The 15,632-nt window shown below is 61.0% G+C and carries 15 protein-coding genes; 10 read left to right on the top strand and 5 right to left on the bottom strand.

Going from position 1 to position 15,632, the window contains the following annotated elements:
- Nucleotides 1-213: 213 nt before the first annotated feature.
- Both BLU48_RS00315 and BLU48_RS00310 read left to right on the top strand, forming a co-directional pair.
- Nucleotides 214-2,070, top strand: a complete 1,857-nt coding sequence (locus BLU48_RS00315) for a collagen-like triple helix repeat-containing protein (RefSeq protein ID WP_082636745.1) — start codon at nt 214-216, stop codon at nt 2,068-2,070.
- A gap of 185 nt (nt 2,071-2,255) precedes the next feature.
- A complete protein-coding gene (locus BLU48_RS00310; RefSeq protein WP_057025685.1) occupies nt 2,256-3,938 on the top strand; it encodes a ShlB/FhaC/HecB family hemolysin secretion/activation protein in 1,683 nt (560 codons plus the stop codon).
- 230 nt (nt 3,939-4,168) lie between these two features.
- Here the strand turns inward: BLU48_RS00310 and BLU48_RS00305 are convergent, their stop codons facing one another.
- The 3 genes from BLU48_RS00305 to BLU48_RS00295 all read right to left on the bottom strand — a co-directional run bounded on the left by BLU48_RS00305 (nt 4,169) and on the right by BLU48_RS00295 (nt 6,376).
- A complete protein-coding gene (locus BLU48_RS00305; RefSeq protein WP_083348188.1) occupies nt 4,169-5,293 on the bottom strand; it encodes an IS481 family transposase in 1,125 nt (374 codons plus the stop codon).
- 428 nt (nt 5,294-5,721) lie between these two features.
- Entirely contained in the window at nt 5,722-6,126 is a 405-nt protein-coding gene (locus tag BLU48_RS00300) for a response regulator (RefSeq protein ID WP_057023340.1), read from the bottom strand.
- Nucleotides 6,127-6,178: 52 nt separating this feature from the next.
- A complete protein-coding gene (locus BLU48_RS00295) occupies nt 6,179-6,376 on the bottom strand; it encodes a Flp family type IVb pilin (protein WP_057023341.1) in 198 nt (65 codons plus the stop codon).
- A gap of 328 nt (nt 6,377-6,704) precedes the next feature.
- Between BLU48_RS00295 and cpaB the strand changes: the two genes are divergently transcribed.
- The 8 genes from cpaB to BLU48_RS00255 are packed head-to-tail and all read left to right on the top strand — an operon-like array spanning nt 6,705 to nt 14,133.
- Complete coding sequence (cpaB, locus tag BLU48_RS00290) at nt 6,705-7,655, top strand: Flp pilus assembly protein CpaB (protein WP_057023342.1); 951 nt, start codon at nt 6,705-6,707, stop codon at nt 7,653-7,655.
- Nucleotides 7,656-7,670: 15 nt separating this feature from the next.
- The gene (locus BLU48_RS00285; protein WP_057023343.1) at nt 7,671-8,876 is read left to right on the top strand and encodes a type II and III secretion system protein family protein; all 1,206 of its coding nucleotides are present in this window, start codon (nt 7,671-7,673) and stop codon (nt 8,874-8,876) included.
- Nucleotides 8,873-10,066: an AAA family ATPase gene (locus tag BLU48_RS00280; protein ID WP_057023344.1), complete on the top strand. Its 1,194-nt coding sequence runs from the start codon at nt 8,873-8,875 to the stop codon at nt 10,064-10,066. Before BLU48_RS00285 ends, BLU48_RS00280 begins: the two co-directional genes overlap by 4 nt.
- Complete coding sequence (locus BLU48_RS00275; RefSeq protein ID WP_057023345.1) at nt 10,063-11,334, top strand: CpaF family protein; 1,272 nt, start codon at nt 10,063-10,065, stop codon at nt 11,332-11,334. Before BLU48_RS00280 ends, BLU48_RS00275 begins: the two co-directional genes overlap by 4 nt.
- A 9-nt stretch (nt 11,335-11,343) precedes the next feature.
- Nucleotides 11,344-12,225: a type II secretion system F family protein gene (locus BLU48_RS00270; protein WP_057023346.1), complete on the top strand. Its 882-nt coding sequence runs from the start codon at nt 11,344-11,346 to the stop codon at nt 12,223-12,225.
- 1 nt (nt 12,226) lies between these two features.
- The gene (locus BLU48_RS00265; RefSeq protein ID WP_057023347.1) at nt 12,227-13,114 is read left to right on the top strand and encodes a type II secretion system F family protein; all 888 of its coding nucleotides are present in this window, start codon (nt 12,227-12,229) and stop codon (nt 13,112-13,114) included.
- A gap of 10 nt (nt 13,115-13,124) precedes the next feature.
- On the top strand, nt 13,125-13,850 hold the full coding sequence (locus tag BLU48_RS00260) for a tetratricopeptide repeat protein (RefSeq protein WP_057023348.1): 726 nt from the start codon (nt 13,125-13,127) through the stop codon (nt 13,848-13,850).
- A gap of 10 nt (nt 13,851-13,860) precedes the next feature.
- Complete coding sequence (locus tag BLU48_RS00255) at nt 13,861-14,133, top strand: DUF3613 domain-containing protein (protein ID WP_043049496.1); 273 nt, start codon at nt 13,861-13,863, stop codon at nt 14,131-14,133.
- Nucleotides 14,134-14,273: 140 nt separating this feature from the next.
- Here the strand turns inward: BLU48_RS00255 and BLU48_RS00250 are convergent, their stop codons facing one another.
- Together BLU48_RS00250 and BLU48_RS00245 are read right to left on the bottom strand one after the other, a co-directional pair.
- Nucleotides 14,274-15,056 carry a response regulator transcription factor gene (locus BLU48_RS00250; RefSeq protein ID WP_057023349.1) on the bottom strand — a complete coding sequence of 261 codons (783 nt, stop codon included), beginning with the start codon at nt 15,054-15,056 and terminating at the stop codon, nt 14,274-14,276.
- A gap of 124 nt (nt 15,057-15,180) precedes the next feature.
- Nucleotides 15,181-15,630 (bottom strand): prepilin peptidase, encoded by a 450-nt coding sequence (locus BLU48_RS00245; RefSeq protein ID WP_057023350.1) that lies wholly within the window; start codon nt 15,628-15,630, stop codon nt 15,181-15,183.
- Between the last annotated feature and the right edge of the window lie 2 nt (nt 15,631-15,632).

Raw genomic sequence — 15,632 nt, 5'->3', positions numbered from 1 at the left:
TTAAGCATTTAACAAACTCTTCTCCATTACACCCTTCGTATTAGTCGTTAAGCCGACTAAGACCGTATGTATATAAATCGTTAATACCAAGTTGAGCGTTGCACGAAAGAGTGCCTGGGTCTGTGATGACCACACGGACAAACCTATCGCTACCCCAAGAAGTAACGAAGGTTTGAAACAACCAAGGTTGTACCAGGTGCAAGGAACTCAATCATGAAAACTCAAGCAGTGTTTTGGAAAGCAAGTACCGCTCTGGCCCTGATCATGGCGATAAGCCTCGGTGGCTGCAGCAGTGGTGGTGGCGGGCATAAATCCAGCGTGGCAGCGTCCTCACCGGATGCCGGAGCAGGTGCGGGCACAGGTAGCGGTGACGGTGGCACGGGTGGTGGCACGGGCGGAACTGGCGGTGGCACCGGCGGCACTGACGGCGGCACGGGCGGCACTGGCGGCGGCACCGGCGGCACTGACGGCGGCACGGGCGGCACTGACGGCGGCACGGGCGGCACTGGCGGTGGCACCGGCGGCACTGACGGCGGCACTGGCGGTGGCACCGGCGGCACTGACGGCGGCACTGGCGGTGGCACCGGCGGCACTGGCGGTGGCACTGGCGGCACTGACGGCGGGACAGGTGGTACGGGCGGCGGCACGGGTGGAACCGGCGGCACAGGTGGCGGTACTGGTGGGACCGGCGGAGGCACTGGCGGCACAGGTGGCGGCACCGGCGGAACGGGTGGTGGTACTGGCGGCGGAACTGGCTCGACAACCACCCCACTGATCACCGGCCAGATCGCTGGCACCCTCGGCACCACCGTAGGCAATGTAGGCGCAGCCGTGGGTGATCTTGGCTCGACCTTGAACGGTGTACCCGTCGTCGGCGTTACCGCTGGCGGCCTGGTGACCTCGGCAGGCACTGCTGTCACCAGCATCGGTACCGGCGTGACCACCGGCCTGGGCTCGCTGGGCACCAATAGCAACTCCCTGGGCATTACCGTGGCAGGCGTAGGTAATGGCGTCGCCGACCTGGGCGGCGGCCTCTCGACCACCGGCCAATCGCTGTCGACCACCCTCGGCGGTGTCCCTGTGGTCGGTGGCTTGACCGGCGGTGTCGGCGGTGCGGTCGGCGGCGTAGTCGATAAAGTCGGCACCACGGTGACCATGCTCGGCGATACCCTGAGCACCGCCAGCACCACTGGCCCGCTGGGTTCGCTGACCAACACCCTGGGTGGCAAAGTAGTGGTGCCTGTGGTGTCGCTGGTGGAAAACACCACCGGCAATCTGGGCACCGCAACCGGCCTGGGCACTCCCGTCAATGGCCTGCTGGATAAAGTCGGCTCGACGGTCACCAGCCTGGGTACCCAAGTCGCCAGCACTGGCGGCACCGGCAACCCTGTCACCAGCGTGGTCGGCAGCGTGCTGACTGGCGTCGGGGGCACACTCGATAAGTCCGGCGGTTATGTCGCACCAACGGGTGGCACTGCAGCCCCCGGCATACCGGAACTGGTGGGTGGCCTTGTGAGTAACGTGGGTACTGGCTTGAATGTGGGCAACACCAACGGCACCGTCAGTGCAGCCGGTGTAACCGGTGGCGCGCTGGGCAACACCATCGCCTCCGTAGGCACCGTGCTGGGTGGTACCGGCGTCGCCAACACCGGCGCCACGGCACCGGTCGCAGCAGTCGCAACCAATGTCGGCGCAGCCCTGAACCCCGTGACCTCCGGCGTCACTGCGCTGACGCAAAACATTGGTACCACCACTGGCGTTGGTGCTCCAGTCAACGGCCTGGTGACGCAAGTCGGCGGCGCTGTGAGCAGCCTGGGCACTAACCTCACCACAGCCAACGCCAACCCGGTCACCAACACCCTCGGCACCACCGTTACGGCGGTCGGCAACACCGTGAGCTCGGTGGGTGGCCTGGTCACCGGCGGCACTGGCGGCACCAGCGGTGGCCTGCTTGGCGGCCTGAACATCGGCGCCAGCACCACAACCACCGGTACTGCAACGACAACAACCGGCGGCACCACAACAACGGGCGGTCTTGGCGGTTTGTTGAACGGCCTGACCGGAAAATAGAATTGCACCTGGCCGATTAGACGGCCTCCCCTACAGCGCCTACGCTTGGTTGAGACGAGAGACCCTCATCAGTCTCTCGTCTTTTTTATGGGCGGCGACATAGGTGATGAACCGCCGCCCTGCCGAACCGCGTTCCAGAACCCGGCGGGCCCGAAGCGCTGCTGCAGTTGACCATGGAGTGTCCTATGCGCGTGTTGACACCGTTGTTATTGATGACCCTCAGTGCCTACGTACAGGCCGAGCCCCTTCCCAGCTTTCTGAACAGTAACGACACGATCCGCACCCTGCCGGTCCCCAACCTGCCCGCTGACGCCTACCGACCGGCCACCCCGCAAACCCAGGTGCCCGAGGCGCCGCCGACGGCCGGCCAGCCGCTGCTGATGGACACCAAGGTCACCATCCGCAAGCTGCAAATCGAAGGCGGGACGATCTATCCGCTCACCGAAACGGCCAAGGCCTACGCGCCATTGATTGGACGTGAGACCAACCTCGCGCAACTGATCGAAGCCACCCGTGGCATCACCCGCCGCTACCAGCAGGACGGCTACCTGCTGTCCTATGCGTTCCTGCCACAACAGAACTTCGAAAACGGCCTGGTCCGCGTAGTCCTTGTGGAGGGTTACATCAAGGATTACCAACAGACCGGCGACATCGGCTCGGTGTCGGCCTACGTCGACAAGCTGGCAAATAAACTCCTGGCCGAACGCCCCCTGACGCGCAAGACCTTCGAGCGCTATACCACCCTGATGAGCCGCATCCCGGGCCTCACCGTGCAAGCGCAAGTACCGCCGCCTGGCACCACCGATGGCGCCACGCACATGCAGATCCAGGCCAGCCGCAAGCCCTTCACCACCAGCATGAGCCTGGTGCAGAAAAGCCGTGGCGGCACCCAGGCGTTGCTCAGTGCCACCAGCAATTCGCAAACCTTCATGGGCGAGCAGCTCACCGTCAGCGGCCTGTTCCCGCCGGGTGAGGATAAAGAGCATTACTACCGCGTGGACTACAACCAGTTCATCAATGCCGAAGGCAGCCAGTTCGCACTGGCCGCCGAACGTTACCGCGCCGACCCCAATGCCAATGTGCAACTGGACGGCGGCTTCCAACTCAAGCCGCACCAGTCCGTGGACCGCTACTCCATTGGGCTCAGCCACCCGCTGATTGCCTCGCCCACCGAGTCGCTGACCCTGGGTACGCGCCTGTACGCCGTGGACCAGACCACTCGCTACAAACTGGTGGGCTACCCGCTGCGTTTTGATATTGAATCGAACCTGCGTGCGCTGGCGTTTGAGGGTGATTGGCGCAAGGCTGATGCGCGGCAATTGCGCATTATCAGCGGAGGCTTGTACCGGGGTATCGACGGCTTGGGCGCCAAAGCCCGCAGTGACCTGGACGTGGCAAAGCCCGACCTCGACTTCTTCCGCCTGCGCCTGTCCGGGGTGCAAAGCAACAAGTTCTTCGATAACTGGCAAGGCGTGCTTTCAGGAGCCTTCTACTGGAGTAACGACACCCTGCCCGACAGCGAGCGCGCCACCTTCGGCGGGCAGAACTTCGGCCGCGGCTACCCCGATGACCAAGGCTCGGGCGACAAGGGCTGGGGCGCGGCCTACGAGGTCAACTACAGCTACAACCGCGCCGGTGACTGGGTAAAAGTCCTGCAACCCTATGTAGTGCTCGACCGCGCCAAGACCTGGTTCAACGAGCTGCCGGTGAAGGCCAGCGATATGTCATCGGCGGCCGTGGGCCTGCGCTTTGGCGACAACAAGTACTACAACATCGCCCTGGAAGCGGCCAAACCGATGTCGGACATCGCCCTGGACAGCTACAACCGCCGGCCGCGGTATACGTTGAGTTTCAGTTATCAGCTGTGAAAAGGTCATGCCTTAACCATTTGTTGGATCAGACTCGGTGAAAAATGTGGGAGGGGGCTTGCCCCCGATGGCGATCTGACAGCTGATCGGGATGTTGGACTTTGATCGAGTACATATCCGTTATTTAGGTAACGGCCACTTAGGGTTCCGCCCTTATGGCGGCTCACTTTTGAAAAGCGTGTACGGACCGGACACATGGTTGACACCTGTGCGGGGACATAGTGGACACATTATGCCCCGTAGTCAGGGTTGTTTACGTCGAAGGTCCGTAGAAATTGATGGCAGAAATAGACGTCAAACAAGCCATCTCTTTCAGCGTTAGGGCGTATTGCTATGTGTTGCCCACGCAGGCCTTTGGCGATGCTGAAGTAGCGTTTCTGAAAGCGAAATCGACTGTCATAAACCTTTGCCAATACATCATCTGGGCCATATTCAAAGTCCGACAGTTGCTGTGGATATGCCCAGGGGCTACTCCGATAGCGGTCCATCGGCACCTTGTAGCCCAGCGCCTGATGAGGGCGCTGCAGGTTATAAACCTCACGCCATTGATCAAAAGCCGATTGAGCGTCCATCAGTGTGGAAAAGTACCGTCCATCAAGTACTTCTGCTTTGAGCGAGCGGTGGAAACGTTCGATCTTTCCATTGGTTTGAGGGTGGCGAGGACGGCTGAAGCTGATCCGGATTCCCAGGCGAATCAGCCAGATACTCAACTCTGAAACCTCACCTGGATTGCGTGGCGAGCCCCAGGGAGCACCGTTATCAACGTTGATCCGAACCGGCAAGCCATAGCGCTGGAAAACCTCAATCATCTTCTCCTTCACCGTGGCTCCCCGTTCGTTATCACAGGCCTCAATGGCTAGGCTGAACCGGGAGTGGTCGTCCAACAGAGTCATGGGGTGGCATCGACCTTGCTGCAGTGCGAAATGCCCTTTGAAATCCATCTGCCAAAGATCATTAGGCGCGTCGTGTTCAAATCGCAGCGTCGCCGAATGCTCCTTCAGAGACGGTTGAATCAGGTCATGCCGGTGCAAGATATTGGTGACGGTGCTGGGGGCGATGCGCTTTTCCAACAGGCTACTAATTGTGCGTCCGCCCCATGCTGGATGGGCCTGTCTAAGTGTGATGACTTGTGCTTCCAAGGCCGTCTGGGTCAGTTTGGGACTGCTCGCTGGTCTGCGGGATTTCTCTTGCAGACCAGGCTGACCCAGCGCCTCGTAGCGTTTGAGCCACTTGTACGCTGTTTGTGGGCTGATACCGAATCGTCGACACAGCTCACGTTTGTTGCTGCCGGGTTGCCGTGCTAAGGCAACGAACTCTTCTTTCAGGCTCATGGTGTCTCTCGTAGTCCAAGGCATGATGGCTTCCCGGCGAAGTTAGTTCGCCGCAAAGTGTCCACCATGTCCCCGCACACCCGTCAACCATGTGTCCGGTCCGTACAAAAAGCGCAAAAGTAAGCAAAACGCTCTTGCCCCACCACTCGGCACCTCGCTCAGGCTCGGTGTGCCCGTAATCCGCCATGGATTTGGGGGGCCGCCGCCACGCGCCATCCATGGCGCGGGGCGGCTAAACCGGCATCCCTGCCGGTTTACCCCCCAAATCCCTGTCGAATTCCGGCCAGCGTGGTTTAACGGGGCGCCTTAGATCAAGATCAAAAGCAGATCAAGATCAAGAACGGCTCGCTGCGCATCGTGGTGACTGACGGTCGCTACGTCAGAGTTGTGTAGATACCCGAGCTCATCGGGGGTAAACCCCCTCCCACATTTTTTGCAACTGCTCGCGCCAACTACCGAAGGGACTTCGGCAGGGGAAACAGGCTGTTGAGGGTATCGATCAAGCGCACCAGATAGATCGGTTTGCGGAACAGATCCAGCACCTGCAGGCGCAGCATGTCACTGACATCATCCATCTCGGCATGGCCGGACATCACGATCACAGGTAAATGCGAGCGCGAGGTGTGTTCGCGCAGGCGCTTGATCAAGGAAATCCCGCTTTCCTCGGGCATGCGCAGGTCAGTGATGACCAACGCTATATCAGGATGAAGTGTCAATTCTTGCAGGGCGAAAGTAACGGAGGTGGAAGTGAAACAGACGAATCCCTCGTTTTCGAGGGATTCGGCTAACTCGACCAGCGCATCCTCCTCGTCATCCACCAATAGGATTTGCTGGCGGGGTGACGAAGGGTGGTTCATGGGCAGTACCTGATAAAAAGATCATCGGAACGACAACGTACAACCCTTACGGTTAAGTCGCTGCTGGCAGCGCATCGGACACCTTCTGGAAAACGCCTTTTATTTTATCGCCCAGTCCAGTGCCGAACCCAATGATTACCAATGCAACTATCGCCACGATAATCACATATTCAATGGCCGAAGCCCCGTCTCTGCGACGCAAGAATAACTGAGTATGAATGTAAAACTTCAAGAACAGGTCAAGGATCATCAAACTTCTCCTTCATGCGCCAAAAGCGCCGTTGCTGCTGGCCCGCACGATGATTGCGGCGTGCCATTAGAGCATTGTCAACAAACTTGACCCTCACAAGTGTAAGAACGCATTAATCACAAAGTATTAGTCGCAGCGCCGCCGCCCCAAGTCCGTTTTCACGGGGGTCTGATTTAGCCTACAGATAATTTCAATGCGGTAATGGCATTTCGTCCTAGCTGAGCTACCTTCAAATAGCCAAATCGTTAGTTGTTCATCACAGCCAAGTTGCGAAATTAACTCGTTTGGATTAACGGGCAAAGTAGTGCGACAGGATAGGAGAGCCGTCATGAACAGTCGCATCAGCATGATCCTGGCTGGCTTGCTGCTTGTCGGAGCATTGATTGCAGGTTATTGGGGCCTGGTGTTGAGTCGTCCAACCGCACCTGTGGTTGCACCCTTCTCACCAGAACCTGTCATTTCTGTTGAAAAAACCGTGAATGCCGTCGAAGACCAAACCCGCCAACCCGTGGTGGTACTGGTACACGCGGTGCCCGCTTTTGCCCCTCTCACCGCTGCCGATGTGGCCGTGGAAAAACTGCGCACCGTTCCGGCCGGCAGCCTGACCAGCCTCGACCAGGCCATCGGTCGCACGCCCTTGCGCGCCTTGGGTGCCGGCACCTGGCTAAACGATGAAAGCTTCACCGCCGGTGGGCCGCTGGCCCGCATGATCCGTGCAAATGAACGTGCGCTGGCGGTCGCCGTCGATGAGGTCATCGGTGCCGGTGGCCAACTGAGCCCCGGCGATTACGTCGACGTCTTGCTGTTCCTGCGCCAGGACAACGCCAATGCCGAGCAATCGGCGCAGGTGATCATTCCCGCGATTCGCCTGCTCAGCGTCGGCGACCAATTGGGACTGGCCAACGACGGCACACCGGCAGTGCCCCCACCGGCCAGCGCCGAAGAGCGCGCCCAGGCTGCACAACGGCGTACCGCTGCGCGCAGTGTCGTGCTGGCGGTGCCCGAACCGTTGCTGAGCCGGCTGATGCTCGCCTCCCAAGCCGGCACGCTACGCCTGGCCGTGCGCAGTGCCGACGAACAGTTGCTCAGCCGCTACTGGGCCGGCGAAAGCGACACGCCGGACAAAGTGCAAAGCGCCAACCGCGACCTCTACCAATTCACCCAACTGGCCCTCACCGGCCCGCCGAAAAAAATCGCCCCCACGGTTGCCGACACCGGCCAGCGTCGGGGCGTCGAAGTGATTCGTGGCGCTTCGGCGGCCCAACAAACCCCTGATTGAACAAGGATGCTTTGAATGAGCCCACGCTACGCTCAATTGGCCTTGACCTTGATGCTACCGTGCCTGCCCGTGGGCCTGGCGATGGCAGCACCTGGCAATTGCAGCACCTTGGGCCAGTTGCCCGCCGTGGTCGAGGTGGGCGAAGGCTTGCAAACCGAGCTGCAATCGCCGGTAGCGATCACGCGCCTGGCCATTGGTGACCCAAAGATCGCCGATGTGCGGGTCAATGGCGAGCGTAACTTCCTGTTGACCGGCGTCGGCAGCGGCGCCACCAGCCTGATGGTGTGGACCGGCTGCTCGACCGCGCCGCGCCAGAGCATGGTATTCGTCAAGGGCAAGGCTACCTCGGCGCTGACCAGCCAATCGTTGTCGCCTTCGGAAGACCCGACACTGCCCAGCCAGGTACAGACCGATATCCGCTTCGTCGAAGTCAGCCGCACCAAGCTCAAGGAGGCCAGCACCAAGATCCTCGGCATGGGCAAGAATTTCTTCCTCGGCAGCCCCGACCTGCTCTCCCCAGCGGAGAGCGTGTTCAAGCTGCCGGTGAGCGCTGACAGTTTCAACATCGGGTTTGGCGGTGGCCGGGTCAAGGCGTTGATCAACGCCCTGGAAAGCAGTGGCTTTGCCTACACCCTGGCGCGTCCGAGCCTGGTGGCCATGAGCGGCCAGAGCGCGACCTTCCTGGCTGGAGGTGAAGTGCCGATCCCGGTACCCAGTGCCGGCAGCGACACCATCTCCATCGAGTACAAGGAGTTCGGCATTCGCTTGACCCTGACGCCCACGGTGATCGATCACAACCGCATCGCCCTGAAAGTCGCACCGGAAGTCAGCGAGCTGGATTACAACAACGCGATCCAGATCGAGGGCATCCTGGTGCCCGCCCTGACCGTACGGCGCACCGACACCAGCGTATCGCTGGCCGATGGCGAAAGCTTTGTCATCAGTGGCCTGATCAGCAGCACCAACCGCTCCACCATCGCCAAGCTCCCCGGCCTGGGCGATATCCCGATAATTGGCGCGTTTTTCCGCGACTCCAATATTCGCAGCGAGGAAAAAGAGCTGCTGATGATTGTCACCCCGCACCTGGTCCGGCCATTGGCGGCCAACGCACAGTTGCCGTCGTTGCCCGGGGAAAAACTGCGCAACTACGACCCGAACTGGTTCCGCCTGTTCTTTCTTGAAAACGGCAACTTCGACCGTCGCAGTGGACTTTCCCAATGAGCGATAACCTGGGCCAGACCTTCCTGGCAATCACCCGCAACAACACCGACCTGGAGTGGCTGCAGGGCGCGCTGGCCCCGCTTGGCCAAGTGATCAGCGTCGGCGGTGGCAGCCTGGATGAATTGCTGGCACTGGTGGACGTGACCTTCGCCAACCTGGTGTTCGTGGGCCTGGACCGCGAACACCTGGTGGCCCAGAGCGCCCTGATCGAAGGCGCCCTGGAAGCCAAGCCGATGCTGGCCGTAGTCGCCCTCGGTGACGGCATGGACAACCAGTTGGTACTCAACGCGATGCGCGCCGGCGCCCGGGATTTTGTCGCCTATGGTTCACGCTCCAGCGAAGTGGCCGGGTTGGTGCGACGCATGAGCAAGCGCCTGCCGCCTACCGCGCCGAACGCCCACCTTGGTGGCCTGACGGTGCTATACGGCACCCAAGGCAATACCGACGGCGCCCTGATCGCCAGCCACTTGGCGATGGTGGTGCAAAAGAGCGGTCAGCAGACACTGCTGCTCGACCTCGGCCTGCCGCGGGGCGACAGCCTGGCCCTGCTGGGCCTGGAGAGTACCTTCAATTTCGGTGACGCCTTGCGCCACCTGCGCCGCCTTGACACCACACTGATCAACAGCGCCTTTACCAGCACCGACGAGGGCCTGCGCATTCTTGCGTATGCCGCCAGCGACGAGCCCCTGGAAATGACCAGCGCCGCCGAGCTGTACATGTTGCTCAGCGCCTTGCGCCAGCACTTCCAGCACATCGTGGTCAACCTCACCGGGCAGGCAGACAGCGAGCCGTTGCGCACCTTTGTCAGCCACTGCGACAAACTGCTGTGGTGCACCGACCAAGGCGTGCTCGACTGCCGGCGCAACCTCGCGGTGCTGAACCTGTGGCGCGAAAAAGGCATGAAGCTCGACCACGCCCGACTGCTGGTCGACCGCTATATCAAGGGTTGCGCGCCCGACACCGAAACCCTGGAAAAAAGCTTCGGCCTGGAGTGCATCGCGGTGCTGCCGCTTAGCCCTGAAGTGCGCCTGAATGCCAAGAACCAGGGGCAAAGTCTGTTCACCCTGGCCCCGCGCGAAGCCCTTACCCACACTTTGCGTCAGTTGGGCGAGCGCCTGGCAAAACGTTCCGAGGGCATGGAAAAACCGTCCACGCGCTGGTTCGAACGTCTACTGGGGTCAGGTCGATGAACGGTGAAAAGCTCTTCGGCGCCCCCACGCGTGGAGCCGCCGGGCGCAACGACCACGACAGCCTGAAAATGGTGCTGCACCGCTACATCATCGATGCCATCGAAGAGACCGGACAGAACCTGCTGGAAGGCTCGCGCCAATCCCTGGCGCAATTTGTCATCGACAAGGTGGCCGAGTACATCACGCGTATGCACCTGGCGATCTCGCGTTACGAGATGGAGCGCCTGGCCGAAGAAATCGTCGATGAGCTGACCGGCTTCGGCCCGCTGGAAGTGCTGCTGCGCGATGTGTCGGTCACCGAGATCCTGGTCAACGGCCCGCACCGGGTGTTTATCGAACGTGATGGTGTGCTGCACCAGAGCGACCTGCGCTTTATCGATGCGCACCATGTGGTGCGGGTGATGCAGCGTATCCTCGCACCCCTCGGGCGGCGCCTGGATGAGTCGTCGCCGATGGTCGATGCGCGCCTGCCCGACGGCAGCCGGGTCAATGCGATCATCCCGCCGATCGCCTTGGACGGCCCCTGCCTGTCGATCCGTAAATTTCGCAAGGACATGCTCAAGAGCAGCGACTTGGTGGCGATGCAGACCATCGACCAGAGCATCTTCGAGTTTTTCCAGGAAGCGGTGGGCAAACGCTGCAATATCCTAATCAGCGGTGGTACCGGGACCGGCAAGACCACACTGCTGAATATTCTCAGCCAATTGATCAACCCCCACGAGCGCCTGGTCACCATCGAAGATGTGGCCGAACTGCAACTGGGCCACCCCCACGTCGTGCGCCTGGAAACCCGCCCACCCAATGCCGAAGGACATGGCGAGGTCAAGGCCAGCGACCTGATCCGCAACGCCCTGCGGATGCGCCCGGACCGCATCATCCTCGGCGAGATTCGCGGCGTCGAAGTACTCGACGTGATGACCGCCATGAACACCGGCCATGACGGTTCCATGAGCACCGTGCACGCCAACAACGCCCAGGACGCGCTGCTGCGCCTGGAAACCCTGGTGGGCCTGACCGGGCGCGTGGTGGCGGAAAAAACCCTGCGCCAGATGATCTGTGCCGCACTGGATGTGGTGATTCAGCTGACGCGCCTGCCCGATGGGCGCCGCTGCGTCAGCGAGGTGGTGGAAGTGGTCGGCGTGCGCGACGACGTGTATGTCACCAATACCCTGTTCCGCTTCGACCGCCGTGCCGGCTTTGGCTTCCTGCGCGAAGCGTTGCACCCGGCCGGCGACAAGCTGCGGCGCGAAACGCCATTGCCGTTGTAGGGAGGCGTCATGACCGGACTTATCCTGCTGCTTATCTGCGTTCTGCTGGTCAGCCTGTCCATCTGGCTGTTCCAGCGCGGGCTGCGCCAGGCCGGCACCGACCGCGTGCTGGAGCGCCTTGCCGAGGGCCAGCCCGCCCCTCAGGAATCGAACAACAGCTGGGTCGCCATGGAACGGATGTTCCAGCGCGCCGGCCTGGGCAAACCCACCGATCGCCTTGGGCTGTGGTTGAGCGGCTGGGCGGTGGCCATGGTGCTGGGCTACTTGCTGGCCGACTGGCTGGGCCTGCTTGCCATGCTGCTGGTGCCACCGTTGCTGTTGCGCTTGTACATCGGCTGGCGCTACCAACGGCGGGTGCAGCGCATGATCGAACAATTGCCGCAACTGCTCGACCGCAGCGTGCGCAGCCTCAAGTCCGGACGCACCCTGGCCGATGCCGTGCTGGGTGCAATCGAAAGCACCGAGGCGCCCCTCAAGCAAGCGATGAGCCGCATCCAGCGCAATGTGCAAATGGGCGTGAGCCTGCCGGAGTCCGCCAGCGATTTTGCCGAGTTCTACGAGCGCGATGAGTTTCGTCTGTTTGCCCTGGGCCTGAAGGTCAACCACCGCTACGGCGGCAATGCCAGCGAGTTGCTGGAAAACCTGATCAAGATGATCCGCGAGCGCGAGCAGGGTGCCCGTCAACTCAAGGCCATGACCGGTGAAACACGCATGACCGCCTATGTATTGGCAGGATTGCCCATCGCCATGGTCGGCTACTTCCTGATGGTCAACCCGGGCTACCTGATGAGCATGTGGAATGACGGCACCGGGCGCTACCTGCTGCTCGGTGCGGTAGCGCTCGACATCACGGGCACCTTCGTCATGTGGCGCATGTTGCGGAGTATTTGAGATGGCCATCCTGATCAGCCTGATGCTGCTACTCGCCGCCGTCGTGTTGATCGCCGGCAACCTGCTGGAGCAACGCCGCCGCCAACGCATGGTCAACCAACGCCTGCAAGGCCAACTGGCCCGCGAAGACAAACTTGGCAGCCTGATGCGCCAATTGGGCGCCAGCGCGGTGGCGCAACGCTCGGTCAGCCTGGACAACGAAACACAGACCTTGCTCAACCGCGTCGGCTGGCGTAAGCCCAACCAGCGTTCCATGTTCGCCGCGTGCCAGGTCGGCGTGCCCATCGTGCTGCTGGGCCTGACCGTGCTCGGCCAGCAACTGCTGTTTGCCCATGCAGGCTCGCCGTGGATCGCGCCGGCCATTGCCCTGGGCATCGGTTACCTGCTGCCCAAGCGCGTGCTGGCCCTCAGCGCGAAATACCGCCAGGAACGCATCGCACGAGAGATCTCCACATTCATTCCGTTGCTGCGCATCCTGTTCGAATCCGGCATGGCGGTGGAACAGTCGCTGCGGGTGTTGAGTATCGACGCCCAGCGCCTGCTCCCGGACCTGACCCATGAACTGCGCCTGATTCTGGTACGGGTCGACTCGGGCCTGGAGTTGTCGGAGGAACTGGGCAAGACCGCGCGCCTGCTGGCCGTGGATGAGTTCACCGACACCTGCATCATTCTCCAGCAATTGATCCAGCAGGGTGGCGGTGCCATGAAGTCGCTGCTGGCGCTCAAGCAGTTGCTCGATGACCGCCGCCTGACCCGCTTGCAGGAATACATCTCGAAGATGTCGGCGAAGATGTCCGTGGTGATGATGGTGTTCCTGTTTCCCGCCCTGCTGACTGTGCTTGGGGGGCCGGCCTTTATCGCCATCGCCCGGGCCTTGAATAACTTCTGAGGAGCTTGCCATGAAGCCACTGATTGTCGCGTTGAGCCTGCTGATGCTGGGCGGCTGTGCCAGCAATGGCCAGGTTCCATGGGCCGGATTGCTGCAGCCCGGCAGTTGCCCCAAGCCCAGCTCGGACCAGGAGCTTTCATTGAACCTGGCCGATGACATGGCCAACGAAGGCAAGCTGCACGCCAGCCTGGCCAACCTGCAGAACCTGCCCAATGCCCTGCCCCAGGTGCGCCAGCGCCAGGCCCGTGCCTATCGCTTGCTCGGGCGCAGCGAGGCCGAGCCGCTGTACCGCAGCCTGTTGGGCACCTGCCTGGCTGCCGATGGCGAGCACGGCCTGGGGCAATTGGCCTCGGCCAGGGGCGACAACGGCCAGGCCATGGCGCACCTGCAACGTGCTGCAAAGCTGACGCCCACCGACGAGAAAATCCGCAATGACCTGGGCGTGGTGTACCTCGATCAACTGCGCCTGGAAGACGCCCGTTTCGAATTCATGACCGCCATCGAGCTCAAGCAGAGCGATCAATTGGCGGCGTTGAACCTGGTGACCTTGCTGATTTATCAGGACAACTGGGAACAGGCCGCAAAAGTGGTCGGCCAACTCGGACTGAGCCCCGAGCAGGTCACCGAAGCCCAGGCGCGGGCACAACAACTCAAGGGTTCACGCACGGTACCGGTGCGTTCAGCCAAAGACCAGGTCGCGACGGTCAGCGACACGCTGCCGGTGCCTGTGAAATAGGGAGTCGATGATGAAAATCCATTACCTCGCTGGCCTCGCAGTGTTGGCACTGCCGCTCATGGCATCGGCCATCGAAGCCGGGCCATCTTCCCCACGGCAAGCGGAAACCGAAAACTGGATGGCGCTGCAACTAAGCGGCCGCGCAGCCTCGGCCAACCCGCAGAAGACCACGCCGGCAGAACGCGAGCAGGCACTCAAGCGCTGGCTGGACAGCAACAAGCATCCGATCCCGGAGTTCTTTGATCAGAAGGTGGGTGGGTCTGCACAGGGTGGGAGCAAATAACCAAGCCTATATCCCACTGTAGGAGCGAGCTTGCTCGCGAAGAACCCCACGACACCGCGTTTATGCAGGATTCACGCGTTATCGTTGACGTTTTTCGCGAGCAAGCTCGCTCCTACATTATTAGCGCAGGCGCTGGACCTTCAGTGCGCCGTCACCCGCTGGCGCATCGCCGAGTTGCTGGGCGACAACGCCAGCGCCAACTGGGTACGGTTGTGCATATGGGTCAGGCGCAATACCTGGGACACATACAGCTTGACCGTGTTCTCGGTGATTCCCAGTTCACAGGCAATCTGGTAGTTGGTCTGGCCCTTTCCCACCAGGCGTGCCACATCCAGCTGGCGCGGTGACAATTGGTTGAAGATTGCCGGGATTTCCAATGGCCCGGAGTCATCGGCCAGCGGCTCGCCGTCAGTATCCTTGGGTGGCTTGCGACGCACCTTGTCCAGGTCCATATACAAGTCGTTGATGGATTCGGACAGGTACTGCAACTTCTGGTTAAGCGTGCCCAGTTGCAGGTCTTTTTGCCGTTCCTCCAAGGCCGCTTCCTGGCGCTTCAGGCCTTCGAGCACCTCATCGAGATTGATCGGCTTCTGGTAGTAATCGGCGATCCCCGCGCGCAGGGCCTTGATCACATCCTGTTTGTCGGCACGCCCGGTAAGCATGATCGCTTCGAACGCACGATGTTTGCCGGCAACCTGCTGCAGGGCCTGCACCAGCTCGATGCCGTCCATGTCCGGCATATGCAGGTCACACAGCACCAGGCCTATCAAGGGGTCATCGCCGAAGCGCTGGATCGCCTGTTGGCTGGACTCACACGGGACACAACGGTACCCGCTGCTTTCGAGAAATTCACAGAGCTCCTCCACGATCAAAGGTTGATCGTCGACCACGAGCACTTTTACCGCAGATGTGAGCTTGTTCACGCGCTACTCCATGCCTGGCAAGCCAAAGAGGACCCATCCTTTTTGACGAAAAATCCTATACAACTACTCATTAAACGTAGACGTACTTTCTGACTATGTACATAGCATTATTCAACGCGCGCGCTTAATGGATCCAAAGCCAACACCCGACGAAACCTGTCAAAACGAAAGGCGCAAAAGGCTGTTTTTTTGACACTTTTTCTGCCCGCTCAAACTGGCTTGAGCTAAGCCCTTGATGCACAAATGTCCAGGCCAGCATGGCGACCGCGGCGCCGATCAGCGACCCCAACAGAATGTCGATATTGGACGCCAGGCCCAGGGCGGCGAGCAGCTTCACATCCCCCGCGCCGAAGCGGCCCAACGCATACCCGGGCAGGGTCAGTATCAGCGCCAGAACCAAGGCCAGGCCGCCTTCGCTGCGGGGCGCACCGACCCAAGTCGACCCTGCCCACAGCAGGTAGATCAACGCCAGCAAACCAGCACCCAAGGTCAGCGTATTGGCAATCTGGCGCTGGCGAATATCCTGCACCGCACACAGGCCCAACCACAGCAGAATCACTGCATTCTGGATCACGT

This window comes from Pseudomonas synxantha, assembly GCF_900105675.1.
GTDB classification, from domain to species: domain Bacteria; phylum Pseudomonadota; class Gammaproteobacteria; order Pseudomonadales; family Pseudomonadaceae; genus Aquipseudomonas; species Aquipseudomonas synxantha.
This window is presented reverse-complemented; position numbering and strand designations above follow the sequence as displayed.